The 24,576-nt window shown below is 72.2% G+C and carries 22 protein-coding genes and 1 tRNA gene; 11 read left to right on the forward strand and 12 right to left on the reverse strand.

The window, feature by feature from the left end; all coding sequences use genetic code 11:
* Window positions 1-94 precede the first annotated feature (94 nt).
* Both otsB and C4U03_RS29910 read right to left on the reverse strand, forming a co-directional pair.
* On the reverse strand, window positions 95-928 hold the full coding sequence (otsB, locus tag C4U03_RS29905; RefSeq protein ID WP_103942493.1) for a trehalose-phosphatase: 834 nt from the start codon (window positions 926-928) through the stop codon (window positions 95-97).
* Window positions 929-947: 19 nt separating this feature from the next.
* Window positions 948-1,265, reverse strand: a complete 318-nt coding sequence (locus tag C4U03_RS29910; RefSeq protein ID WP_103942495.1) for a DUF3263 domain-containing protein — start codon at window positions 1,263-1,265, stop codon at window positions 948-950.
* 164 nt (window positions 1,266-1,429) lie between these two features.
* Here C4U03_RS29910 and C4U03_RS29915 point away from each other — a divergent pair, with 164 nt between their 5' ends.
* Window positions 1,430-2,278: an SAM hydrolase/SAM-dependent halogenase family protein gene (locus C4U03_RS29915; protein ID WP_103942497.1), complete on the forward strand. Its 849-nt coding sequence runs from the start codon at window positions 1,430-1,432 to the stop codon at window positions 2,276-2,278.
* Between the two features lie 26 nt (window positions 2,279-2,304).
* Here C4U03_RS29915 and C4U03_RS29920 read toward each other — a convergent pair whose 3' ends face one another.
* Together C4U03_RS29920 and C4U03_RS29925 are read right to left on the reverse strand one after the other, a co-directional pair.
* Window positions 2,305-4,935, reverse strand: a complete 2,631-nt coding sequence (locus C4U03_RS29920) for a S8 family peptidase (protein ID WP_103942499.1) — start codon at window positions 4,933-4,935, stop codon at window positions 2,305-2,307.
* A 276-nt stretch (window positions 4,936-5,211) separates the two neighbouring features.
* Window positions 5,212-5,685 (reverse strand): hypothetical protein, encoded by a 474-nt coding sequence (locus C4U03_RS29925; RefSeq protein WP_146087569.1) that lies wholly within the window; start codon window positions 5,683-5,685, stop codon window positions 5,212-5,214.
* Window positions 5,686-5,824: 139 nt separating this feature from the next.
* Between C4U03_RS29925 and C4U03_RS29930 the strand changes: the two genes are divergently transcribed.
* Window positions 5,825-5,898, forward strand: a tRNA-Thr gene (locus C4U03_RS29930).
* A gap of 565 nt (window positions 5,899-6,463) precedes the next feature.
* Here C4U03_RS29930 and C4U03_RS29940 read toward each other — a convergent pair.
* The 7 genes from C4U03_RS29940 to C4U03_RS42650 form a co-directional block, all read right to left on the reverse strand.
* A complete protein-coding gene (locus C4U03_RS29940; protein WP_103942711.1) occupies window positions 6,464-7,642 on the reverse strand; it encodes a Cmx/CmrA family chloramphenicol efflux MFS transporter in 1,179 nt (392 codons plus the stop codon).
* Between the two features lie 359 nt (window positions 7,643-8,001).
* Window positions 8,002-8,361 carry a hypothetical protein gene (locus C4U03_RS29945; protein ID WP_103942502.1) on the reverse strand — a complete coding sequence of 120 codons (360 nt, stop codon included), beginning with the start codon at window positions 8,359-8,361 and terminating at the stop codon, window positions 8,002-8,004.
* A 180-nt stretch (window positions 8,362-8,541) separates the two neighbouring features.
* On the reverse strand, window positions 8,542-9,528 hold the full coding sequence (locus C4U03_RS29950) for an NAD(P)-dependent alcohol dehydrogenase (RefSeq protein WP_103942503.1): 987 nt from the start codon (window positions 9,526-9,528) through the stop codon (window positions 8,542-8,544).
* 228 nt (window positions 9,529-9,756) lie between these two features.
* Window positions 9,757-9,981: a helix-turn-helix transcriptional regulator gene (locus C4U03_RS29955; protein ID WP_103942504.1), complete on the reverse strand. Its 225-nt coding sequence runs from the start codon at window positions 9,979-9,981 to the stop codon at window positions 9,757-9,759.
* A gap of 2 nt (window positions 9,982-9,983) precedes the next feature.
* On the reverse strand, window positions 9,984-10,403 hold the full coding sequence (locus tag C4U03_RS29960) for a hypothetical protein (RefSeq protein WP_103942506.1): 420 nt from the start codon (window positions 10,401-10,403) through the stop codon (window positions 9,984-9,986).
* Between the two features lie 265 nt (window positions 10,404-10,668).
* Complete coding sequence (locus C4U03_RS29965; RefSeq protein WP_146087570.1) at window positions 10,669-12,408, reverse strand: LamG-like jellyroll fold domain-containing protein; 1,740 nt, start codon at window positions 12,406-12,408, stop codon at window positions 10,669-10,671.
* 48 nt (window positions 12,409-12,456) lie between these two features.
* The gene (locus C4U03_RS42650; protein WP_268817552.1) at window positions 12,457-12,582 is read right to left on the reverse strand and encodes a hypothetical protein; all 126 of its coding nucleotides are present in this window, start codon (window positions 12,580-12,582) and stop codon (window positions 12,457-12,459) included.
* A 662-nt stretch (window positions 12,583-13,244) separates the two neighbouring features.
* Between C4U03_RS42650 and C4U03_RS29970 the strand changes: the two genes are divergently transcribed.
* From C4U03_RS29970 to C4U03_RS30005, 8 genes are all read left to right on the forward strand, one after another.
* Window positions 13,245-13,376 carry a lasso RiPP family leader peptide-containing protein gene (locus C4U03_RS29970; protein ID WP_103942510.1) on the forward strand — a complete coding sequence of 44 codons (132 nt, stop codon included), beginning with the start codon at window positions 13,245-13,247 and terminating at the stop codon, window positions 13,374-13,376.
* 110 nt (window positions 13,377-13,486) lie between these two features.
* Window positions 13,487-15,322: an asparagine synthase-related protein gene (locus C4U03_RS29975; protein WP_103942512.1), complete on the forward strand. Its 1,836-nt coding sequence runs from the start codon at window positions 13,487-13,489 to the stop codon at window positions 15,320-15,322.
* Window positions 15,319-15,570: a lasso peptide biosynthesis PqqD family chaperone gene (locus tag C4U03_RS29980; RefSeq protein WP_103942514.1), complete on the forward strand. Its 252-nt coding sequence runs from the start codon at window positions 15,319-15,321 to the stop codon at window positions 15,568-15,570. The genes C4U03_RS29975 and C4U03_RS29980 overlap by 4 nt, the downstream gene beginning before the upstream one ends.
* Complete coding sequence (locus tag C4U03_RS29985) at window positions 15,567-15,989, forward strand: lasso peptide biosynthesis B2 protein (RefSeq protein WP_103942516.1); 423 nt, start codon at window positions 15,567-15,569, stop codon at window positions 15,987-15,989. Before C4U03_RS29980 ends, C4U03_RS29985 begins: the two co-directional genes overlap by 4 nt.
* Window positions 15,986-16,537, forward strand: a complete 552-nt coding sequence (locus C4U03_RS29990; protein ID WP_103942518.1) for a MauE/DoxX family redox-associated membrane protein — start codon at window positions 15,986-15,988, stop codon at window positions 16,535-16,537. The genes C4U03_RS29985 and C4U03_RS29990 overlap by 4 nt, the downstream gene beginning before the upstream one ends.
* Window positions 16,534-17,490 carry an ATP-binding cassette domain-containing protein gene (locus C4U03_RS29995; RefSeq protein ID WP_103942520.1) on the forward strand — a complete coding sequence of 319 codons (957 nt, stop codon included), beginning with the start codon at window positions 16,534-16,536 and terminating at the stop codon, window positions 17,488-17,490. Before C4U03_RS29990 ends, C4U03_RS29995 begins: the two co-directional genes overlap by 4 nt.
* Window positions 17,487-18,341, forward strand: coding sequence for an ABC transporter permease (locus C4U03_RS30000; RefSeq protein ID WP_235018240.1), 855 nt, complete (start codon window positions 17,487-17,489; stop codon window positions 18,339-18,341). The genes C4U03_RS29995 and C4U03_RS30000 overlap by 4 nt, the downstream gene beginning before the upstream one ends.
* Window positions 18,342-18,458: 117 nt before the next feature.
* The gene (locus C4U03_RS30005) at window positions 18,459-22,262 is read left to right on the forward strand and encodes an nSTAND1 domain-containing NTPase (RefSeq protein ID WP_160147137.1); all 3,804 of its coding nucleotides are present in this window, start codon (window positions 18,459-18,461) and stop codon (window positions 22,260-22,262) included.
* A gap of 10 nt (window positions 22,263-22,272) precedes the next feature.
* Here C4U03_RS30005 and C4U03_RS30010 read toward each other — a convergent pair whose 3' ends face one another.
* A complete protein-coding gene (locus tag C4U03_RS30010; protein WP_146087571.1) occupies window positions 22,273-23,250 on the reverse strand; it encodes a hypothetical protein in 978 nt (325 codons plus the stop codon).
* Between the two features lie 682 nt (window positions 23,251-23,932).
* On the opposite strand from C4U03_RS30010, the gene C4U03_RS30015 reads away from it, so the two are divergent.
* The gene (locus C4U03_RS30015) at window positions 23,933-24,370 is read left to right on the forward strand and encodes a helix-turn-helix domain-containing protein (protein ID WP_146087572.1); all 438 of its coding nucleotides are present in this window, start codon (window positions 23,933-23,935) and stop codon (window positions 24,368-24,370) included.
* Window positions 24,371-24,576: the final 206 nt, after the last annotated feature.

A 24,576-nucleotide genomic window follows, 5' to 3' on the forward strand; every position in this document is an offset into this window, starting at 1 on the left:
AATGCTCGCATTAGCCTCGGCTTGGAAGCGCCGGGCACCGTACGGACGCGCGGTGCCGGACAACGACCCGAACGAGCGGGCTCAGACGAGCCGCTCAGACGAGCATGGCGGCCAGCCGGTCGAGCAGCTCCACCACTCCGGCCGGGCCGTCCACGACCAGGTCGGCCTGCTCGGCCAGCGCGGTCACCTCGGTGGAACCGCTGCAGACCTTGACGCCCGGGACGCCCTGCGCGCGCAGCTCGTCGATCGCCGCGTAGGCGGCCAGGTCGCCGAGGTCGTCCCCCGCGTACAGGACGACGGAGGGAAAACCGGGCCGGGCACGCTCGGCGAGGAGGCCGCGCAGCGCGACCCCCTTGTCCATGCCGGACGGCCGCAGCTCCAGGACGTACCGGCCCGGCTCGGCCTGCAGCCCGGTGCGCTCGGCGAGCGCCTCCAGGACGCCGCGCAGCCGGTCCAGCGCGACCTGGGGCTCGGCGCAGCGGCGGGTGTGCACGGCCAGCGCGTGGCCCTTGTCCTCCACGTGGGTGCCCTCGGGCGCGCCGGCGGCGGCCAGCAGCGCGGGCAGCTTGGCCCGGACCTCGGCCACTCCCGGCGGCGGCTCGGGCACGGTCAGCTCGCCGCCCTCCCAGCGCTCCAGCCCGTACTGGCCCAGCACCACGATCCCGTCGACGCCCTCCAGCCCGCCGTGCTCGACGGCGACGGCGGCGGGCCTGCCGGTGACGATCGCGATCACGCCGACCAGCGGGGCCAGCCGGGCCAACGCCGGGGCGGCGGCCGGGTGGGCCCTGGCCTGCGCGGGGTCCTCGACGATGGGCGCGAGCGTTCCGTCGAAGTCCAGTCCCAGGACGGCGTCACCGGGGGCCTTGCGGAGCGCGGCCAGCCCGTCGTCGCCGGCGGATGTCAGGGGCTTCAGGGATGGTGAGGTCACCCGTCCAGTGTCGGGCACATCAGGGGTTGATGCCGAGACGGCGCGCGGCGCGCCGGCGCTGACGCTGGGTGCGCATCCGGCGCAGGCGCTTGACGAGCATGGGGTCGTGCTCGAGCGCCTCGGGACGGTCGATCAGGATGTTGAGCAGCTGGTAGTACCGCGTCGCCGACATGTCGAACTCTTCGCGGATGGCCTGCTCCTTGGCTCCGGCGTACTTCCACCACTGCCGCTCGAAGGCGAGGATGCGCCGGTCGCGTTCGGACAACAGGTCGGCGGGGAACGCCACATCGTCCCCGGGGGCGTCGCTTACGGGTTGCAGGGCTGAACCATCGTCCATGAAGCCCTCCTGAGCGGGACGTCCGCGGGATGCGGCCGCGCGGATCGTTCCCCTCTGTGGTCACTGATCCCGGTCGTCCGGGTTTCGGCGGGTGCCATGCTAACGGCCCCGGCCGACATCTTCCGGCTGTTCTGGAGGAACGAGCCGACGTACGCTGAGGGCACGTGGCGGGTTATCAATGTCTGACGTTCCTCACCGACTACGGGCTCGAGGACGGGTTCGTCGCCTCGTGTCACGGGGTGGCGGCCCGGATCTGTCCCGGCGTCCGCATCATCGACATCACTCATCTGGTCCCCCCGGGCGACGTGCGGCGGGGGGCGACCGTGCTGGCCCAGACGGTCCCGTACCTTCCGCCGGGCGTGCACGTGGCGGTGGTGGACCCTGGGGTGGGTACCACGCGCCGGGGCGTCGCCATTGACATCGGCGGGCAGGTGTTCGTGGGCCCTGACAACGGGCTGCTGTCATGGGCCGTGCATGTGGCCGGGAACGGCCCGGTGCGCGCGTACGAGCTGACCAACACCGAGCTGTGGCTGGAGCCGGTCTCAGCCACGTTCCATGGGCGCGACATCTTTATGCCCGTGGCGGCGCACCTGGTGAACGGGCTCGACCTCGCGGCCGTGGGCCGGGCCCTGCAACTGGAGGAGCTGGTGATGCTGCCCCCGCCGGTAAGGCGCATCCGGGAGAACTCCGTCGAGGGCGAGGTGCTCACCGTGGACCGCTTCGGGAACATCCAGCTCTCGGTGACCGCCGCCGACCTCGAACGGCTGGGGATCCGCAAGGGCGGGGTCGTGCTGCTATCGCTGGGCAGGCGCAAGCTGTCGGTGCCGTACCAGTGGACGTTCGGCTCCGTGGCACCCGGTGAGCTGGTCGCGTACGCCGACTCGGCGGGATGCGTGGCGCTCGCGGTCAACGCCGGGGACGCCGCCCAGCGCCTCGGGCTGCCACCGGGCGCGCACGTGCGCATAGCCCCGGCTCCCGACTCCTTCGCCCCCACCGGCGTCCTTCCCCGGTAGCCGCAGCCGATCGGAGGAGCTGGTGGCTACCACCACGGCGGGCGGTGCTCGTCGTCGTCGGCGGGCTTGGACCACGCACCGGTCTCAGAACCGTCCGGGTCGGCCGGCGGCGTGCCGACCGTCGGGAAAGCGGTGGTCGCCAGCTCGTCGGCGTCGGACGGGGCCACCGGACCGGAGGACAGGTCGTCGGCCGGCGGCGTGCCGACCGTCGGGAAGGCGGCGGTCGCCAGCTCGTCGGCGTCGGACGGGGCCACCGGACCGGAGGACAGGTCGTCGTCCGTGGGGTCGGGCTCGGGCCGCCGCCAGGAGAGCTGCCGGTCGTCCAGTGCCGTAAACGGGGCCGTGACCGAGCCCGGGTCCACCAGCGGGACGTCCTCGGGGTCGGGCCAGGGCTCATCGAACGGCGAGACGGTGGGGCCGGAGCCGGAACCGTCCGGCGGGATCGCGGGGCCGGACGTGCGGGTGGAATGCTCGTCGGCGCGCGCCTCATGGACGCTGCGCCAGCTCTCCTGGGCGAGCGGGGTGTCGGCGACCGACGGCACTGGCCCGGTGCCCAGCGGATCGTCGATCAGCGATCCCGTGCCGAGCGGGTCGTCGCCGGGGAAGCCGGTGCCTGGGGGCTCATCCTCGTTTCGCCCGGCGCCCCGCGGGTCCAGGAAGAGGTCGACGGGGGGCGGGGCGTCGCCCCTGCCGGGACCTGGCAGCCCGGTGGGCGGCGTCCCGCCCCGGCCGGGGCCGAACGGGCCGGAACCGAGCGGATCGGAACCGAGCGGGTCGGAGCCGAGCGGATCGGAGCCGAGCGGGTCGGGGAAGCCGGTCGTCTCCGGTGCGGCGTTCGCCGAGGACGGGTCGAACGGGTGCAGGCTGCCGGGGTCCAGCGGGCGGTGGCCGTTGCCATGCCCGTTGCCGTGCCCGTTGCCGCCGGACAGGCCGTTCCCGGTGCCGTCCAACGGCGGCAGGTGCAGGTCCGGGCGAGGGGTCCACGCGGCGGAGGCGGCGAGGGGATCCTGCTCGGTCGGCGCCGCGTACATCGGCGAGCCCTCTTCGGACCAGGACGGCTGGGAGCCCGGACCGCTCTCGGCCCAGGACGGGGCGCTTTCGGACCAGGGCGGCTCGGGGAGCGGATCGGCGTCCGCGAAGGACCCCGGCCTGGCGGTCCCGGGCTCCGGCGGGCCGGGATGCCCGACGGCGGCGGACGGCGCCGGCCATCCCCGGTCGGCCGGCGGGTCGATGTCGTCGGTCTCGCCCACGCCGAACCTGTCCGCGCCGGGGCCCGCCGCCATGGCCGACACCGGCTCCTGGGGCGTTTGCGGGAACGGGGGCGCCGCGGCGTCCTCCTCCGGGCGGCGCCGCTGCCGCCAGCCGAGCACCACCCCGGCCACGACCAGCGCCCCGCCACCGCCGAGGATGCCCCACAGCACGAGGTTGGAGTCCTCGGCGGCCGGTTCCGCGGCGGGGGCGGGCGGAGTCGTCGGCGTGGGCGTCACGCCGGTGCCCGCGCCGTGTGCCGTCCTGTTGATCTGGTGGGCGGCGTAGACGGCGCGTACCGCGTCCAGCGTCCTGGAGCAGATGTTCGCACCGGCCGCCGCGCCCGTGCCGGAGCCGGTGCGCCTGATCGTGCCGCGGACCAGCGCCTGACGTACCTCGTCCGGGGTGAGCCTCGGATAGCGGGAACGGATCAGCGCGGTGACCCCGGCGACGATGGCCGACGAGGGGCTGGTGCCGGTGCCCTGCACGTACCGGTTGCCGGGGGCGGCGCTGATGATGTTCACGCCGGGCGCGCAGACCGACACGTAGGAGTTGCGGTTGGTGTCCCGCCACAGCCGCATCCGCTGGTCCAGCGCGCCGACCGCGATCACCCCGGGGTAGGCCGCCGGGAAGTTCTTGCGGTTGGCCCCCGTGCCGTCGTTGCCCGCCGAGGCGATCAGCACGACCCCCTTGGAACGGGCGTACCGGATCGCCTCCTCCTCAGTGGAGTTGCCGTTGTAGAAGGCTCGGCCCCCGCCCAGCGACATGTTGATGATGTCGGCGCCGTTGTCCACCGCGTATCTGATGCCTCTGGCCACGGCGTCGCGGTTGCGCTCGGCCAGCGAGCCGCTGCGCCGCAGCGGGTCGTCGTTCTCCCAGGTCACCCGGATGGACAGGATCTTGGCCTGGGGGGCGACGCCCATGATCCCGGCGGCCTGGCCGGGGCCGTTGCCGTGGCCGGCGATGATGCCGGCCATCGCGGTGCCGTGCCCGCCCCAGTACTGGCCCCCGGGTCTGCGGGTGCGGTCGGTGTAGTCGGGGCCGTCGATGACCTGGCCGGTCAGGTCCTTGTGCCGGCCGTCCACCCCGGTATCGAGCACCGCGACGGTGACGTCCTTGCCCTTTCCCCAGCGCCACGCTCTGGGGACGCGCAGCGAGTTCAGGTACCACTGGCGCCCGCGGACCAGGTCGGTGGGGGCGGCGGCCCGCAGCGCGCCCGCCGCGGGCTGCTCGTCCTGCCTGGACGGCGCCGGCGAGTCGGGCAACAACGCCACGGGGACCACCGCGGCCGAGACGAGCGTCGCGAAGGTGAGCGCGGCGGTGATGCGGGTCGCGGCGACCGAGGGCCGGTGTGCCCGGCCGTCAGGAGGGTCGCCGGACTCCGGTCGGTGTCGGCCGTCGGCGGACACGGCACCACCCTCCTCCCGGCCTGCACAGCCGTGGTCGACGTGGGGACGGTTCGCCCGGCGTCGTGCGACCGCGGCGACGGACGACGAGGCCCGGGCCGGTCGAGACCGTCACGCCCCGTGGCATCCTCTGCGCGCGGCCAACATTGTGCCATGGAGAGCCCATCCGACTCGGGCGCTCGGCGCATTCGGGTCCGCCGTGGGACACCGAGCCACTTTCACGCCCTTCGTCCTCTCTGCCCGCCTGCCGCGATCGGGCGATTCCGGAACCCTGTGACGTTACTTACACGTACTGTACGGCCTGTCGCAATAGACGATTCGTCCGGAAAGCTCGCCGCGGACGGCGTCCACGAAGGTGTCCGGCCCGGTGACCAGCCAGCCGGCGCCCTGCAGGACCGCGAACGGGCCCCGGTCGCCGGTCGCCGCCTGCGCCGTGCCGCTCTTCCAGACGGGCAGCAGCGAGTCCATGGTCAGCCCCTGACGGGGATCGACCACCTGGGCCGCCACGTACCGATCGCTAAGACGGCACTCCACCCGGCTCTGCTCGCTGCGGCAGCCGGTCGCGCCGTGCTCCTGCAGCACCGCGGTGATCTTCCCGATGGTCCCGGTGGTGACGCCGGCCGCCGGCCGCAGGGTGGCGCGGTCCTCCACCGTCCCCCCGTCCCCGTCCACCAGCACGGCGACGACTCCCACGGTGACGGCGGCCGCGCCTGCGGCCGCCCCGGCCAGAGCGAACAACGACTTGCGTTTCACTCGCCCCAGCATGCCCTACCGGCCAGTAACCCCCAGCCGGAACACAGGGTGACACCGACCACGTAAGTACCCACTGCCCGACACCCCGCCGCCACCCCGCCCCGCACAGCGGTATTGTGGCGATCGGCACACGCGCCCAGCCCCTGTAGCTCAGCTGGCCAGAGCAGCCGCCTTGTAAGCGGCAGGTCGCCGGTTCGAACCCGGCCGGGGGCTCTCAGCCTCTCTGACCTGCGAGAACGCTGGCAAAGGACCGACCAGCGCCGGTGTACGCCGCTTGCCCAGAGGAAAACTTTTCCCCGATGGGCGCGACCCGTACGCGGCGGCCGAAGAACCTCCGGACCGGTTCGTTCCAGGCCGCGATCAACGCACCTGCGACCGCATCCTGCAAGACGACACCTGACCGCCGAGTCCCGAGACGGGTGTAGTCGTGGCCATGTCATCGCGGCCGCACCCGGTACTCACCTCGGTGGGCGTCGATCAGTGCGCTATCCGCACACCGGCAGTCATCCGCGCTGAAGAGCATCTCTCGGATGCACCAAAGAACAGGCAGTGCCAGCCCGGCTGCCGCCCGTTCGGTTGTCTGTCCATCTTTAGACCACGCTCACCTGTCCGCCGGCCATCCGCACCGCCTGAGCCGTCCAGATGGACCATGTGGTCTGGGTAGCGGGCCACAATCTGTCCCGGCGGGCGCCGGCCGGCGGACCCATCGAGGTCGAGGAACCGGCGATGATTGTTGCCCAGGCACGCCGGCCACCGGCCCACAGTGTGTTCGCATGCGTTACTGGAGCACCTCGCTACTCCGGCCGGCCGCGATCACACCGCGCAAGGGGAACGCGATGAGCAGCGCGACAGCGACCAGGAGTCCGCTCGCCCACAGCGGACCGAGGTCCCCGGCTGTGGTGCTGAGGGTGGTCGCGGCGATGAGGGGGCCGAGGGCGGCGCCCACGTTGAGTGCGGCGGTCGCGTACGAGCCGGCCATGGTGGGGGCTCCCGCGGCCTCGTAGAGGACCCGCGTGATCAGAGTGCTGCCCAGCGCGAACGACAGCGCGCCCTGCACGAGCACGAGCGTGAGCAGCGCGACCGGCTTGTCGGCCAGCACGGCCAGGGCCGGCCAACCGATGAGCAGTAGTGGACCACCGGCTGCGATGACCAGGCCGGGGCGCTGGTCGGACAACCGTCCAGCGACGGTGACACCGGCAAAGGAGCCGAGGCCGAAGAGCACCAGAACGACAGAGATCCACAGTTCGCCCAGCCCGGCGGTGTCGGTCACGACGGGGGCGAGGAAGGTGAAGCTTCCGAAGGTCGCCGCGTTCACCAGCGCACCGAGCAGCATGACCAGAAGCAACCGCGGCCTTTTGAGCTGTGCGAGTTCCGATCGCAAGGCCGGCCCGTCGGCCGCGTCCTGCTGCACACGGCGCGCTGGGATTCCCTTGAGGATGCCGATGGCCGCGGGAACGCAGACAGCGGCGACAGCCCAGAAAGCGGCCCGCCACCCGAGCAACGTGCCGAGCATCGATCCCCCAGGGACCCCGGCGATCGTGGCCACCGTGGTGCCTGACAGCAGCGCAGCGAGCGCACGTCCCTTCTTGTCGGGAGAGACCAGCGTGGCGGCAGTCGTCAGAGCCACAGCGAGGAACCCCGCGTTCGCGAGCGCTGCGACCACCCGCGTCGCGAACAGGACCGCGAAACTCGTGGTGGCAGCGCCCACAGCGTGAGCCGCCAAGAACACGAGAACGAACCCGAGGAGGCTGGACCGTCCAGGCCAGTTGCGGGCAAGCCCGGCCATGAGCGGCGCGCCGACGATCATTCCGATCGCGAAGGCCGAGGTGAGCATGCCCGCTGTCCCGACTGTCACGTCGAGGTCAGAGGCGATGTCCGGCAGGAGGCCGGCGAGCATGAATTCCGAGGTGCCCATGGCGAAGACCGCCATGGCAAGCAGGTACAGCGGGAGAGGCATCGAGTGGCTCCGAGGTGAGGAGAAGCACGAGAAGGTCATCTCGTCACCGCGGTCAGCACCCAAGGGCACACTCGTCCGGCCGCAACGCGCGGCGGGACGACAGGACTACGAACTCAGTGGTTCCGGGGGCTGACGGCGTGACCGAAAGCCCCCACCTTGGCTGCCTCAGGACTCGACATGGCCCGCACGTTACCCGACCGATGTCCGTCGAGGCACCTCGGTTTCACGGGCGTCGGCCTATGTCACCAACCTCATGTCCCGCAACAGCCGGCCAGTCCAGCGCACCGGCTACGCCGACCTGTCCCGCCTGTTCCTCGAACCCGCCCACCACGGGCCGGGGCGCCGCCTGTCCCACCGGGCTAGCTCAGCCACCGCAGAGCCGCGTCGGCGCAGTCCTCGGGGCGGTTGTTGAAGGCGATGGCCGCGTCGGGCGCATGCCGCCGGACCAGGTTGACGACCTTCTCGAAGAACTCCAGCAACGGCTCGTGCGTGCGGATGCCGCCCCCGATCACCACGCAGTCGTGGTCTTCACGGGTCAGCGCCTGCACGATCGCCCCTTCGGGATCCTCCTCGAGGGCCACCAGGCACCAGTCGGCCTCGATACCGTGATCGTCGAAACGGGCCTGACCGCGTGCTATCGCCGCCTGCACCGGCTCCGGGTCCCACTCCTGGAGCTTGGCGGGATCCAGACCGATCACCAGCACCCGCGCCACTGTCACACCTCCTCGCGGAACGTTCCGCACGCCAGCGCGATGGATGATCTACGCCGCAGTGGGCTCAGTCGCGCGACTGTACATGATGACCGCGGCCCTGGTCAGGCGGACCACCGACCCGGCCGCGTCCCAGCGGTCGGCCCCGCGGTGGGTGGGCCGTGGGGCCGGACGGGTGGGTGGCCGGGGTCAGATGGTGATGGCGATTTTGCCGGCGGGCCGGCCGGTTTTGAGGTAGTCGATGGCGTCGGGGGTTTGGGCGAGGGGGTAGGTGCGGTCGAGGACCGGGGTGAGGGCGCCGGAGTCGATGAGGTCGGCCAGGGTATGCAGGTCGGCGGCGGGCTCGGTGGACATGAGGCCGGTCAGGCGCTGGCCGACGAAGGGCGACAGCAGCATCGCCCGGATTTGGCGGTCGGCGCCCTGGAGGATGCGTCCGCCTCCGGGGCCGCCGACGATGACGAGCGTGCCGCGGGGGGCGAGGGCGCGGCGTAGCCGGGTCAGGGGGCGGTTGCCGGCCGTGTCGAGGATGAGGTCGTACCGGTCGGTGCCGGTGGTGAAGTCCTCGCGGGTGTGGTCGATGACGTGGTCAGCGCCGAGGGAGCGGACCAGGTCCGTCTTCGCGGTGCGGCACACTCCGGTGACCTGGGCGTCGTAGGCCTTGGCGAGTTGGACGGCGAAGCTGCCCACGCCGCCGCCGGCGCCGGTGACGAGGACCCTCTGCCCGGCGGTGAGCCGGCCGGCGTCGCGCAGTCCCTGGAGGGCGGCGCAGGCGGAGACGGGCACCGTGGCGGCCTGGGCAAAGGTGACAGTGGCCGGTTTGGGGGCGAGCTTGTCCTGGTGGGCGCGGGCGTACTCGGCGTATGCACCGTCGCAGGTGCCGTAGACCTCATCGCCGGGGCGGAACCGGGTGACGTTGGCGCCGACGGCTGCGACGCGGCCGGCGACGTCCATGCCCGGGACGGGGTTCTTGGGCCGGCGCAGCCCGAAACCGGCGGTGCGCACCAGGTAGGGCAGGCCAGTGATGACGTGCCAAACACCCTGGTCGACGCCGGCGGCCTCGACGCGGACGCGCACGTCGTCGGCGCCGATGGTCGGGACGGCCATGTCGCGCAGCTGGAGCTGTGCCGGTGCGCAGTAGGTGTCGCGGGCGATCGCGATCATCATCGTCTTCGTCATGGCCGTCTCGATCCTGGTCGGGTGCTCGTACGGGTGGTCGTCGGGACGGTGACCGGGGTGATCGTCGGGTTGGTCATGGGGAGTGGTCCTCTCCGATGAGGTGGGGCCGGGCCCGGCTCAGGCGACGGTGGGAACGAGCCGGTTTCGTGGGGCGGCGGGTCGTTTTTGGGCGTGGCGGGCCGGGCCCGCGAGGCGGTGGCTCGCGCGCTGGGATGAGTTGGGGGTGGGTCAGGTGTCGTTGTCGGGGTAGCCGAAGACGTCGTCGAGCGGCACGTTGAACACCCGGGCGATCTTGAAGGCCACCTCCAGCGACGGCGAGTAGCGGCCCTGCTCGATGGCGATGACGGTCTGCCGGGTCACCCCGACGCGGTCGGCCAACTCCGCCTGCGTCATCTCGCCGTTCGCGAACCGCAGCGCCCTGATCGAGTTCGTGACCTTCGTGGGTTTGGGCATGGCTAGAAGCCCCGGCGGTACAAGACGATCTTCGCGATCGAGGAGGCGAGCGCGGCCAGGACGAACGCCAGGTACAGCGCGTTGGCGATCCAGAAGTGGGCGGCCTCCGCCATGGCCAGGGCGAGCGGGACGATCGCGGCGATGCTCATGACGTAGAACCCGACGTACTCGCCCAGCCGGTGGATCTGCCGGTCGCGCTCGTCGGCCCGGCCGGCCTCCCTCGGCGAGGCGATGGCGGCTGCGATGGTGGCGACGATGCCCAGGCCGATCCCGGCGCCGATGGCAATGAGCATCGGCCGCACATAGGCGATCCGCGCGACGTCCGCGCCCGGCACCTTCGACAGGACGATGACGAAGTAGACCGCGGCGACGCCGGCGCTGACCACGACGTAGATCCACGAACGTTTCTCTTCGGAGGACATACCCACTCCCATGTACAAAAACTTTGACATTGCCAAGGTAAAGCGACGCAGACACGATGTCAATGATTTTTGACTATGACCCCGGCAGCACGCGCCGAACGAGCTGAGGCGCGGATCTGACCCGGCCGAGGCGAACCCCTCGACACTCGATGGCCACGGTGACCTGGCGCCGTCGGGTCCTGGGAGATGCGGCCGTGGCCGGCCGGCACGAAGACGGGCCGCCGTCCGGGGACGGCGGCCCGGTAGAGCCGGTCGGTTTTCTTCCTCAGTTCATCGAGGCCCGGATCTGTGCCTCGGTGAGGGGGGTGCCGTAGGTGCGCACGTTGCTGATCAGGCCCGGGAAGTGGTCGGCCGACCTGCCCTGGTACTTGCCGCGGCCGATCGTCAGCGTACCGGTGGAGGCCCAGCCGGTGACGCCGGTCTCGGTGTCGGCCAGAACGCCGTTGACGTAGAGCTTGATGGTCTTGGCGGCGGCGTCGTAGACGCCGGTCAGGTGGGTCCAGGCGCCGGGGGTGGTGATGGGCGCGTAGACCGTCTTCCAGCCCGGGTGGGCCTCGTCGGAGGCGGGCATGCTGAACGCCCACGTCGGGCCCAGATCGTCGTGGACGGAGTTGTACTGCAGGAAGAAGGCGCTGATCGTGTTGCCGTCCTGCCCGATGACCGTGTGGTTGCCGGTGCCGCCGTCGTGCTTGACCCAGGCCGAGGCGGTGAAGCCGCCCGTCGTGTCGACCACGGCCGTGTTCGGGATGACCTCACCGCTGGTGCCGTTGAATCGGGCGACCTTGCCCCGGGTCGGGTCGGTGACCCAGGAGACCCCGGCGCTGAGGGCGCCGGTGTGACCGCCGGCCCGGTCCTCGGCGCCCGTGCCCGCGCCCTCGTTCAGCGCCCAGGCACCGGTCGGCGAGGACGGGAGCTTCTCGGGCGTGTCCTTCGGATCGGTGTCCTTTGGTTTGGTGTCTTCGGGCTTGGTGTCCTCGGGCTTGGTGTCTTCGGGCTTGGGGTCTTCAGGCTTGGTGTCCTCGGGCTTGGTGTCCTCGGGGGATCCGCCCTCCTGGCCGCCGGCCTGGTACACCCGCACGTAGTCCACCAGCATCTCGGCCGGATCCGCCGGAGTGGTCGCGGTGGCGGCATTGGCGGGGCCGCCGAAGGTGCCGCTGTCGATGGCCAGGTTGAGCAGCAGGTAGAACGGCTGCTCGAAGTACCATCCGTCGGGGCGGGTGTTGACGGCCTGGTCCTTGCGGGTGGTGAAGTGGACCTGACCGTCCACAGAGAAGGACATGTGGTCGGGGAACCAGTCGACCGCGTACACGTGGTAGTCGTCGCCGAAGTTCCCGCCGCCCGGCAGCGTCGCCGCCTTGTAGTCCAGGTAGTGGCCGGCCGGGGCGTCGCCGGAGTGGATCGCCGAGCTGACCTCGCCGGGCTTGGAGCCGGCGTGCTCCATCACGTCGATCTCGCCGCGGTTGGGCCAGGGGCCGTCGTCCCCCATCGCCCAGAAGGCGGGCCAGACCCCGGCGCCCTTGGGCACCTTGATCCGTGCCTCGAACCGCCCGTACTTCTGGGAGAACTTCCCCAGGGTCTTCAGCCGTGCCGAGGTGAACGCGCAGGTGCCGGCCCCACCGGCCGGCGTGTACGGGCACTGCAGGGCGGCGTCCTGGTTGCGGCGCGCCTTGATCGACAGTTGCCCGTCACCGGTCAGTTCGGAGTTCTGCCGGGAGTCGGTGTAGGTCTGCAGTTCCTGGTTGCCCCAGCCGGGGTTGTCCCCCTGGTCACCGTTGGCCCCCAGGTCATGGACCCACTTGTCGGCGTCGGGAGCCGAGCCCGCGGGACCGTCGAACTCGTCCGCCCAGGTGAGCCGCCAGCCGGCCGGCTGGTCCGACTCCGGCGGCAGGGGGGCGGAGGTCCCGGCGAGCATGACCGCGGGCATCACCCCGGCCGACATCACACAGACCGCCAGCACCGCCGGCAGCCAGAAGGGCCCCCAGCGGAATCCTTTCCTTCCAGCCAAGAGAATTCCTTTCCCCTGTACGGTTTCCGCTGCCCGCGAGTGCCGTTCTCATCCGTGGACGCCCACCTCGTCGGCCTCCTCGGCGTCCGGCGCGCGTCCCGGACCGGAGACCGGCGATCCGGTCCGGTGGGCGGCCGGCCGGCCGTCGTCGGCGATGCGCTGCACGACTCTCATCGCTTCTCTTTCCCGAACCGGCCGAAAGGAGCGAAATGGTCGAGGTGCTTCCGGTGGACATTCCCGGGCTTCTCCCCGGGATCGGCACGGGAAATGGCGAGGCGCGGACGAGGCGCCCAGGAGGAGGCACATTGCCCGGTTTCCACCTCGGTGATTATTGAGGGACGAAGATCGGCCGGTCAAGATCGGCCACGGTCGGCCGGACGCGGCAGGGAGAGGGCCGCAACCGGTCCGGGGCTGATGGATCGATCGCCCACGGCACGACCGGCGGGCCGTATCGACCCTCCTGTGCGGGGATGAACGAGCACGTCAGAGTCCCGCTCGCCGTCCAGAGCAGGTCGGCGCACGCCAGAGCACGCCACCGGACGGCCGCCCTCGATCACCGGAGACGACCATCATGGTCATCGCGAAACCGGCACATATCACTCAGTCGTGGTCCCGGCCACGGCCGGATGTGGCCGCCGGAGGTTCGCCGCGCTGATTCGGGCCGGCCGGGCCGCTGGGCATGGCGGCCAGAGGCCGTGGTCGTTTGATTTTCAACCATTGGCTTGTTCACGCCATGGAGTTGTCCCAACCCTCTGCGTGGTCGAACGTGGAATGCGGACGGGGGCACGCCCCCGGAAACCCCACCGCTTCGGCACACGGAAAGGAGGTGAGACGTCATGGCGTCCGCACTTTACGAGCCGCCCGCCCTCACGCGGATCGGCGACCTGCGCGAAGTCACCCTCGGTCCCAAGACCTGGGGCTTCGACTACACGTGGCAGTGCCTGTTCGTCGGCTGCCCGCCGAACTGATCCCGGGTGTCAGCCCGGAGGCCGTGCCGGCGGCGAGCCGCCGGCACGGCCGTTCATCCCGCCCCATTCCGGCCCGGGGCGTTCATCGGTTTTCCTCACGAGGAGAGGCAATGCGATTCTTCGTCGTTCCCGACGACGCGGCGGGAGAGGCCGTCGTGTCGTCGCTGCGCGGCCGGGCGGGCCTGCGCATCGTCCAGCATGAGTCCGGGCGTCCCTGGATCGCCGGATGGTGGCGGGACGAGGAGATGGCCTGGGCCGCCGTGGGCCGACGCCGCATCGCGATCCTGGGCATGGCGGCGGCCGCGCCGCGCTGGCTGGCCGGGTACGTCGCCGCCCTGAACGGGCCGGGCGGGCTGGACGGCCTGTCACGCGAGTTGCCCGGCAGCTTCCATGCGGTCGCGGTCGTGGACGGCGTCGTGTGCGTGCAGGGCAGCCTGTCGACGGTCCGGGAGGTCTTCCACGGGCGGGTGCTGGACACGACGGTGGCGGCCGATCGCCCGGACACGCTCGCCGCGCTGACCGGTGCGGGAGTGCGGGAGGACCTGCTGGCCACCAGGCTCATCGCCCCCGCACCTCCGTGGCCGTTGGAGGAACGATGCCTGTGGAAGGGCGTCCACGCGCTTCCTCCGGGCTGCCGCTTGGAGATCGACCCGGGAGGCCGGAGCCGGATCAGGCACTGGTTCCACCCGCCCGCGCCCACCCTCCCGCTCGCCGACGGGGCACACCGGGTACGGGAGGCGCTGCGCGACGCTGTGGCGGTCCGTGCGCACGGCAGGATGACGCTGAGCGCGGACCTGTCCGGCGGCATGGACTCCACCAGCGTGTGCTTCTTGGCCGCCGGCAAGGTCAAGCGTCTGGTCACCGTCCTGCACGAGGGCGCCGACCAGGGCAGCGACGACGCCCGCTGGGCCGAACTCGCCGCCACCGCGATGCCCAACACCGAACTCGTCGTTCACGGCCGCCGGGCTTTCCCGCTGAACTTCGCGGGCCTGCTGGCGGACGACCCCGACCTGGAGGCGCCGTTCCCCGCCATCCGGGTCCGGGCGGTCCTGCAGGAGCAGGCCCGCCGGCTGGCCGCGGCCGGTCTGACCAGGCATCTGACCGGGCACGGTGGTGACGAGCTGTTCCACCCCACGCCCGGCTATCTGTACGACCTGGTGCGCCGGCGCCCGTTGCAGGGGATCCGGCAGGTGCGCGCCAACCGGGCCATCTACCGCTGGGCGACGGGCCCCACGATCCGGGAGCTGCTGGACCGCACCTCCTTTTCCCGCTGGCTCGGCCGGAACGTGGGCCGCACGCTGGACGAACCGATTCGCGGTGTCAACTCCACGCCGCTGTCGGGCTGGGGCATCGCCTACCGGATGCCCGGCTGGGCCACACCCGACGCGATGGCGTCGGTACGCCGCACGCTCCGCGAGACGGCCGACGCCGTGGCCGAGCCGCTGTCGGACCTGCGCGGGCGGCACATGATGCTCCAGAGCGTCCGCTGCGCCGGCGCCCTGATGCGCCGGACCAGCCGCCTGTCGGCGCGGTACGGCGTCACCATCGAGGCCCCGTTCCTGGACGACCAGGTGGTCGAGGCGGCGCTCGCCCTCGACTACGCCGACTGCATGGCCGCCGACCGGTACAAGCCCGCGCTGGTCGAGGCGATGCGGGGCATCGTCCCGGACGCCAACCTGGGCCGCCGTTCGAAGGCCGAGTTCAGCGCCGACGTCTACGCCGGCCTGCGGCGGCACCGTGACGAACTGCTGGAACTGTGCGACGGGATGCGACTGGCCGACCTCGGGCTCGTCGACGCCACCGCCCTGCGCGCCACGCTGCTGAACCTGCCGCCGTTCTCGCTGCGGCTGATGCCGCTGCTCGGCACCTTCGCCTGCGAGGTGTGGCTGCGTTCGATGCCCGCCGGGACCCCCGAGGCCCCGGCCCGCCTGAAGGGAAGCCGATGAACCTGTCACCCGACGTGATCGTCACCGAGACCGACACGGGCACGGTGCTGCTCGACGAGCGGACCGGACGCTACTGGACGCTCAACCCGACCGGCGGCGCCGTGCTGCGGCTGCTGGTGGACGGCCGCACCCCCGAAGAGGCCGCCGGGGAGCTCGCCCGGCGGCACCCCGCGTTCGCCGACCGGATCGCCCAGGACGTGCGGGCGCTCGTCGGCTCGCTCCTCGAAGAGAAGGTGATGGTGCCATGACGATGCCCGTGACGCTCGAGGAGACCGTCCGGGTCCCGCTGCGGCGGCGGACGGCGGCCCGGCCGGCCGTGCTGGCCGCCGCTCTGCTGGAGCGGCTGCCCCCACGACGGCTGCGGCAGGTCCTGCGGGCCGCTGCTCGGGGCTCCCGTCCCGCGACCCGGGCGCAGGCGCTGGCCGCGCGCCAGGCGGTCGTCTCGGTCAGTGTGCGCTGCGCCGGGCAGGGCTGTCTGCGGCGGTCCATCGCGGTCGCGTTGCTGTGCCGGCTGGGTGGCGCCTGGCCGGACTGGTGTACCGGGGTCCGCACCGAGCCGTTCCGCGCCCACGCCTGGATCGAGGTGGACGGGCAGGCGGTCGGCGAGCACGAGGACATGCGGCTCTACCACAAGACGATGGCGGTCCCGGCACGGAGAGGGGAATGAGGATGCGCGACTTCCTCGCACTGGCCGTGCAGGGCGTGGTGGCCGGGGTGTTCGCCCTCGCCGTCCTCGGCAAGCTGCGCGGACGCGACGGTTTCGGCCGGTTCGCGACCACCGTCGGCCGGCTGACGATGCGCCCGGGCCGGCCCGCGGTCGTGATCGCCGCCGTGGTCACGGCCGTGGAGGTGGTGACCACGGTGCTGGTCGCGGTGCCGGCCACGGCCCGGGCCGGTTGCTGGGCGGCGTCGGGCCTGCTGGTGCTGTTCGTCGCGGTGGTGTTCCGAGCGGTGCGCGGCCGGGTCTTCGCCGAGTGCGGCTGCTTCGGCGGGCGCGGCTCGGTCATGAGCTATCCCCTTCTACTGCGCAACCTCCTGCTCTTGGCGCTCGCCCTCACGGGTGCGGCGCTCGCTCCCGCCGACCCGCCGCACCCCGTCCCCGTCCACGGCGCTGCCCTCGTCCTCGGCTTGGCGGCGGCAGCGGTGTTCCTGCGTTCCTACGACCGCCTCACCGCCGTTGTCCTCACCCGGCTGGACCCCTGGGCGGGGACATGAACGGGCCGGGGCCTGCGGTCGAGGTCATCGGACTGCGCCGGAGTTTCGGCGAGACCGCCGCTTTGGACGGAATCGATCTGACCGTGCCGCGCGGAACGGTGCTCGGGCTGCTGGGCCACAATGGCGCAGGCAAGAGCACGCTGGTCAACGTGCTGACGACACTGCTGCGACCGACCGGCGGCACTGCCCGCGTCGCCGGCCACGACGTCGTGGAGCAGGCCGCCCGGGTCCGCCGCAGCATCGGTCTGGCCGGGCAGCACGTGACGCTGGACCTGGCCATGTCCGCCCGGGACAACCTGATCCTGGCCGCCCGGCTGTGGGGGGCCGGGCGCCGGCAGGCCCGGGAGCGGGCCGGGCATCTGCTGGAGGTGTTCGGCCTGACCGCCGCCGCCGACCGTCCGGCCCGCAGTTGCTCAGGCGGGATGCGGCGGCGCCTGGACCTTGCCGTCACCTTCACCAGACGCCCGGAAGTGGTGTTCCTGGACGAGCCCGGCACCGGCCTGGACCCGGTCAGCCGGCTGGGCATGTGGGACATGGTGCGGGGGCTCACCCGGGCGGGCTCGACCGTCGTCCTGACCACTCAGCATCTGGAGGAGGCCGACCACCTGGCGGACTCGATCACCGTGCTCGCCGAGGGCCGGGTGGTCGCCTCCGGTACCCCGGCCGACCTGAAGGCCCGGGTCGGGCGGCGCACCGTGGAGGTGCGCTGCGTCGCGGCCGATGACGTCGCCAGGGCCGGGGAGGCACTGCACCGGGCAGGGCTGCGGCCGGAGTGCGACCCGCTCCGCCGGACGGTGACCGCGGTGGTGACCCGGGAACGCGACCTGGCGGCCATGGTGCGGGCCCTGGACGCCGCCGCCGTCGAGCCCACCCGGTTGACCCTGGCCGAGCCGGGGCTCGACCAGGTGTACCTGGCCCTGGTCGGGCATGGTGGAACGGAGGACTTCCGATGACCACCGTGGCGCGCCCTCCCGGCACCGCCACCCGGCCGTCCGGCGCACTCTCGTTCGAGGGAACGGCCGGCTGGCAAGGGACCGGCACGGCGGCGCAGATCGGGGTGCTCACCGCACGGTTGATGCGCACCCTCGTCCTGGACCGGCGAGTGCTCGCCGTCGGCGTGCTCGAACCGCTGGTGATGCTGGTGGCCTTCGGCCAGGTCTTCGCGGGACTGGCGCACAGCCCGGGTTTTCCGCCGGGCGTGCGTTACCTCGACTTCCTGCTGCCCGCGCTGCTCCTCACCACCGCCCTGCAGAGCGGGGTGCAGGCCGGTATGGGCATCGTGGACGACACCCGCACCGGGCTGCTCACACGGCTGCGGTCCATGCCGGTCCGGCCGGGCTCGATCCTCGCCGCCCATGGCCTGGCCTGCCTGGTGCGGGGCGCGCTGCGGCTGTTCCTGCTGCTGGTCCTGGCCTGGAGCCTGTTCGGTCACCGGCCGCCGGGAGGACCGGCGGGGGTGCTGGCCGCCGCCGTGCTGTGCCTGGTGATCGGTTGGAGTCTGGGCTGGGTGTTCCTCGCGCTGGCCTGTTGGATCGATCGGGTGGAGCTGTTGCAGGCCACCACCGGGCTGGTGATGTTCCCGCTGATGTTCGCCTCCAACGCCTTCGTCCCGGTCGGCGCGCTGCCGACCTGGCTGGAGTGGATCGCCCGGCTCAACCCGGTCACCTACGGCGTCGACGCCGCTCGCGACCTGTGCCTGACCGGCGCCACCGGCCCCGGCGCCCTGGCCGCCGCCGGCATCGGCCTCGCCATCGCCGTATCGGCCGCCCCGGTCGCCGTACGCGGCCTCGCCCGTTCCCGGTGAAAGGAGGCCCTCTGCTCCGGAAAGCACGATGTCCACCCGGTGGTACCGCGACTTGCCGTAACTTTGCGACAGCAAGCAGTATCCGTTGCGGTGTGTCACCCAGGGCACCGGGTGGAGGTGGCCGTCGTTGTGCCCGAGTACGAGGAGTCCTTCGGCGCCCGGCTGCGGCGGCTGCGCGGCGAGGCCGGGCTGTCACTGGCGGACATGGCCCGCGCGACCCACTACAGCCGGGGCTATCTGAGCAAGGTGGAGAACGGCGGCAAGCCGCCGAACGCCGGCCTTGCCCGCATCTGCGACGAGGCCCTGGGCGCCGGCGGGGCGCTGCTGAGCCTGGTCCCCGACCAGGCGGCCGACGAGGTGATGTGCCCCTACCCCGGACTGGTCCCGTTCGGCTCGTCCCAGGCGCGCTGGTTCTTCGGCCGCGAACGGGCGACGGCCGCCCTGGTGAACCGACTGGCCGAACGGCGGCACAAGGCGGGCCCTCTCGTGGTGGTGGGACCGTCGGGCGCGGGCAAGTCCTCGCTCCTGCACGCCGGGCTGGTGCCCGCGCTGACCCGCGGAGCGTTACCGATGCCCGGCTCGCAGTCCTGGCCGGTGCTCTCCCTCACCCCTACCGCCCACCCGACCCGCGAGCTCGTCACCGGGCTCACCAAGGCGACCGGGCTGGAACCGGACGCGGCGGACCGGGCGCTGGAGGCCGGCCCCGGCGCCTTCGCCGTGGCGGTGCGCGAGGCGATGCGCGAGACCGGCCTGGTGCTGCTGATCGACCAGTTCGAGGAACTGTTCACCGTCTGCGAGGACGAACAAGACCGGCGCGCGTTCGTCGGGGCGGTGTGCGCTCTGGCGTCGGCCGGCCCCCTCCCACCCGGGGAACAGCCGCCGATCCTGCTGATCATCGGGGTTCGCGCCGACTTCTACGGGCACTGCCTGGCCTATCCCGAACTGGTGACCGCGCTCGACGACGGCCAGGTCCCGTTGGGCCCCATGAGCCACGCGGAACTGCGCGAGGCCATCACCGGACCGGCGCGCGAAGCGGGCCTGGAACTGGAGCCGGGCCTGGTCGAGGTGCTGCTGAGCGAGGTGGGCTCCCAAGACGGACCGGCCCCCTGCCCGGGCGCCGGGGTGCTGCCGCTGCTGGCCCACGCACTGCTGGCCACCTGGCAGGAACGCGAGAACGGGCGGATGACCGTTTCGGCCTACCGGCGCACCGGCGGCATCAAGGGGGCCGTCGCCGCCAGCGCCGAACGGGTGTACCTGGGGCTGGACGGTGACGGCCGGGCCGCGGTCCGGCAGGTGCTGCTACGGCTGGTCCGGGTGGGCGAGGACGACCAGGACACCCGGCGGAGGGTCGATCGTGCCCGCCTGATGTCACTGTCGCCCGACCCGGGGGCGGCGGCCCGTGTCCTGGACGCGTTCGCCGCCGCCCGGCTCATCACCCTGGACGCCGACTACGTCGAGATCGCCCACGAGGCGCTGCTGTACGCCTGGCCCCGGCTGCGGGGCTGGATCGACGCCGACCGGGCCGGGCTGCGCAGCCGGCAGCGCCTGCTGGAGACGGCCGAGGCGTGGGAGAGCAGCGGCCATGATCCCGCGCTGCTGTACCGGGGCACCCAGCTGGCGCTGGCCCTGGACTGGATGGGCGGCCGGCCCGGTGACCTCAGCCTTCTGGAACACCGTTTTCTGCAGGCGGCCGAGCGGCGCCGGCAGGCCGACCTGACCGCGCAGCGCCGCCGCACCCGCCGGCTGCGACGCCTGGTGGCGCTGCTGTCGGTGCTGGTCCTGCTGGCCGGCGGGGCGACCGGGTTCGCCGTACGGCAGCGTTCGATGGCACTGACGCAGCGCGACCTGGCCGCCGCCCAGGTCGCGGTCGACCAGGCGGAGCGGCTGCGCCAGGTCGATCCGTCGCTGGCGATGAAGCTGAGCCTGGCCGCTCACCGCCTGGTCCGCAGCCCGCAGACCCGGGGGGCCGTGATCGCCTCCTCCGGCAGCGTGTTCTCCACGCGCCTCCCGGGCCACCGGTACTCGGTGCGCCGGGCGGCGTTCCACGGGACGACGCTGGTGACGGCGGGCAACGACGGCCTGGTCCTGCTGAACGACGTGCGCGCACCCCGGCGCCCGGCCACGACCACCGCCGCGCGCGTGTCCGGGGAGATCGGCGGAATGGCGATCAGCTCCGACGGCCGCCTGGTGGCCGGCGGCGGTGAGGACCGCACGGTGACGGTGCGCTCCCTGCGGGATCCGCGGTCCGTGGTCTTCTCCGCTCCGTTGGACGCCGAGGTGAGCGCGCTGGCGTTCGCCCCGAACGGCCGGACGCTGGGCGCTGCGACCACCGACGGTGCGATCAGGCTGTGGGACATGGGCGACCCTGCCCGTCCCGCGGTCAGGGTCCCGCGGGACGCGGACCACGGCACGCGGGTGAACGGCCTGGCCTTCAGCCCTGACGGGCGCACGCTCGCCAGCGCCGGCGACGACCACACCGTTCGCTTGTGGGACGTCACCCGGCCCCTGCGCCCTACGCTCTGCTCCGTCCTGCGGCGGCACGAGGCCCAGGTCCGCAGCGTGGCCTTCGCCCCGGACGGCCGGCTCCTGGCCAGCACGAGCTTCGACCGGACCGTTCGCCTGACCGAACTGCCCCAGCCCTGCCGGCCCGGCCCCGCCAAGGTGCTGACCGGCCACACCAACCTGGTCAATGACGTCGTCTTCCGGGCCGACGGCCGGCAGATCGCGACCGCCGGGGACGATCAGACGGCCCGGCTGTGGGAGGTGTCCAGCGGCCGGGAAGTGATGACGCTGCCCCAGCCCAACCCGGTGCGGTCGGTGGCGTTCGGCCAGGGCGGCGCGACCCTGGCGACCGGTGACGACGAGGGACGCCTCCTGCTGTGGCATCTGCCGCCCCCGGCGGTGCTGGCGCCCGCCGGCGGCCTGTGGACGGTGCGGTACGCCCCGGCCAGGGGGGTGATGGCCACCGGCGGCGTCGGCGCCGCCCACCTGTGGGACGTCAGCCGTTCCCGGCAGCCCTTCCCGCTCGCCACCCTTCGGCACGGCGCGGCGGGCGGGACGGTCGACGCCGTGGCGTTCGACGCGGGCGGCCGGCTGCTGGTCACCGGGGGGCAGGACCGCACCGCCAGGCTGTGGGACATCTCCGATCCCCGCCGCCCGTACGTCCTCGGCACCGTCCGGCACACCGCCGCCATCTACACGGCGGCCGTCAGCGGGGACGGCCGGCTGCTGGTCACCGGAGGTGAGGATCATGCCGGGCGGCTGTGGGACATCTCCGATCCCCGCCGCCCGCGCGCCCTCGGCACCGTCCGGCACACCGACCGCGTCAACGGCGTGGCGCTGACCTCGGATGCGCGTGTCCTCGTCACCGTGGGCGGCGACTACCAGGCCCGGATCTGGGACATCTCCGACCGGCGGCGGCCGGTCGTGCTCGCCGTGCTGCCGCACCCCAACCAGGTCAACAATGCCGCACTCGGTCCCGGCGGCCGCATCCTGGCGACCACCGCCGACGACCGCAGGACGCGGCTGTGGGACATCGGCGACCCCCGCCGTCCGGTCCTGCTCAGCACGCTGGTCGGTCACCGTGAGGCGTCCCGCGGTGTCTCCTTCACGCCCGACGGCCGGACGCTGGTGACCACCGCCGACGACCGGACGGCCCATCTGTGGGACATCGGCGACCCTCGGCGGCCGACGAGCCTGACCCCGTTGAGCGGCCACACCCGCCAGGTCACCGACGTCGCCGTCAGCCCGGACGGCCGGACGATCACCACGGTCGGCGCGGACTCGGTGCTGCGGCTGTGGACCAACGACGTCACCGTGGTCTCCCACTGGATCTGTGCGCTGGACGGCCCGGGTCTCACCCCCACCGAGTGGGCCGCGTACTTCCCCGACCAGCCCTTCCAGCGGTCCTGCGGTCGCTGAACCAGGGTGCTCAGAACCCGGCGTCGGCGTAGGCGTCGTAGGCGGCGGGGGGCGCGACGTCGGCGTCCGGGCAACGCTCGGCGCGGGTCAGCGGCCACTGCGTCAGATACCGCACGGGCCGGTCCGCGTCGGCCATGGCCCGGCGGATGCCGGCCGCGGCCTGCGGGTCGTTGGCGTAGGCCTCGCCGATGATCCACGGCTGCCGGTAGCCCAGCCGGTCCATTGCCGCGTCGGCGGCCATGAACTGCTGGTACTCGTCGCCGTTCGGCCTCTTGCCGTACAGGTGCACCTCAAGGACGTCCGGTGGGCGGTCACCGTAGACCGCGGGCAGTTTGGGAACCCGGTCGGCGATCACGACCTTCAGTGAGAAGCCGACCGTGTCGGCGGTGCCGTACTCGCGCGTGTAGTCGTTCCACAGCGTCCTGGTGTACTGGAGCAGGACGTGCTCGCCCTCGCCCGGGGAGCCCTCGTTGAGCAGGTCGATCATGGAGGGCAGGCTCGCGCGCACGGTCAGTTCCCGCACCTGCCGGATGATCGCGCGATTCTCCTCGTACAGGGAACGGTCGAACGCACGCCATTCGCTCGGATCGTTGGCGTCCAGCGGAAAGAACCCGATCTCGATCGCGTCGAATCCGGCGGCCTTCACCGCTGCGAGGAGGTTCTGTAGATTGCGCGTGTTCGAGGAGTCCAGCCGCCCGCCCGTGGAATCCATCACGGTCCCCGAATCCGGACCCCGATGGTGGAAGATCGGAATGCGCAGGCGTTTCTGCCCGGCCCGTGCCATGGTCGCGAGCTGGGACCTGATGAGATCCGGCGCCTGGTCGAAGCTGTTCACCACGCCGTAGGCCTCACGGTCGCAGCCGTCGATCCGATAGACGAAGTAGTTGGATCCGCCGGGGGATTCCGCCTTCGCCGTTGCCTGCCCGGCCTGTGCCTGCGTTCCGGCGATCAGGACACCGAGCCCCACTGCGGCCAGCAATCGGGTCATTCGCATCATGACTCCTTCCCTCCATGCGTCGGTGAATATCGGCTCAGTATGTTCCGTCCCTGGCGGTGCGGCGACGATTTTCGTCAAGCGTGACCGCCGCAGAGGTCTCATTTCGTGATTTGTCGGAATGATTCCTGTCCGCGGGCCGGGGCCGGAGGGAGGGTGTTTCCCTGTTGCCCACCCGCTTAGGGCCTCGGGAAACAGGTGGTCGGCGGGCCGGCACGGGCCAGGCTGCTGAATGCCGAGACGACCACGGGCGCCTCCCCACAACGGCTGCGGAATGAAGCCCTGGTCACTGCAAGGGTCAGGTGACACGGCGATGACGAGCCAGGCAACGGACGGTATCGGGCGGGCTCTCGGCTCGCCCCAAGCAAAAACACCACTCACGATTCACGACGGCGGGCGACCCGGCCCAAGCGGATCGGGACGGCATCGCATGTGCCCTCCGCACGCAAGCGCGTCCACCGCATCGGCATTTCCGCCGGCAATGGAGGTGGCGGGGCCGCAGGCGCGGCAGGCTCTCGCCGGCCTGTTCCGTTCCGCGAACGTCGAAATCATCGTGTGGGACGGCGCATCGCCCACCCGGACCCGATCTCCGCAGCCTCCACGGTACTTCACGCATTGGCACGACCTGTTGCGCCAGGTTCTGCAGCAGGGACCGGCCCTCACAGTGGTCAGCTCGATGGACGGGTACAACGCCCACTGCGCTTTCCAGGACACCGCGTGGGCCATCGGTGACCGGCTACGGCTGGTCCCCCAGGTGCCGTACCAGATGGTGCTGGCCGATCGCCGGGTGGCGGCCGTTCCGAAGGACGGGCGCACGCTGTACGACGGCCTCTATCTCATCCGCGACGCCGCCGCCGTGGCCGCGCTGCGCGGAGCGAGCCGCAGCCTGTGGGCGCTCGCCCTGCGGCCCTCCCGCCCCGGCGCCGCCCCGCCCGCGCACCTGGCGCCGGTCCTGACCGCCATGCTCACCGAACCCAGCGACGAGGCCGCATGCCGGCGGCTCGGTCTGGCTCCCCGCACCTACAGCCGCCGCGTCGCCGAACTGCTGGCCACGCTCGGTGTGACCAACCGGTTCCAGGCCGGTGCCGCGGCGGCCCGCCTCGGCTGGCTCTGACCGGCGGGACCGTTCCCTGGTCGTCACGGGTCATGAGGTTGTCGGCGCCGCTGGTCGGTGGTCAGGTCCGCGGACGACTCGACGCGGGAGACACCCCGCTGACGGATGACCGGCCGGCAGCCACCGTTTCGGTGTGCTGCCGGCCAGCCTTCGCCCTCTCCTGGCCGCGAGCCGTCAGACGGGGCTCGGCGAAGGGCCGCCGCCAT

The organism is Thermomonospora echinospora, assembly GCF_900108175.1.
Classification (GTDB): Bacteria; Actinomycetota; Actinomycetes; order Streptosporangiales; family Streptosporangiaceae; genus Thermomonospora; species Thermomonospora echinospora.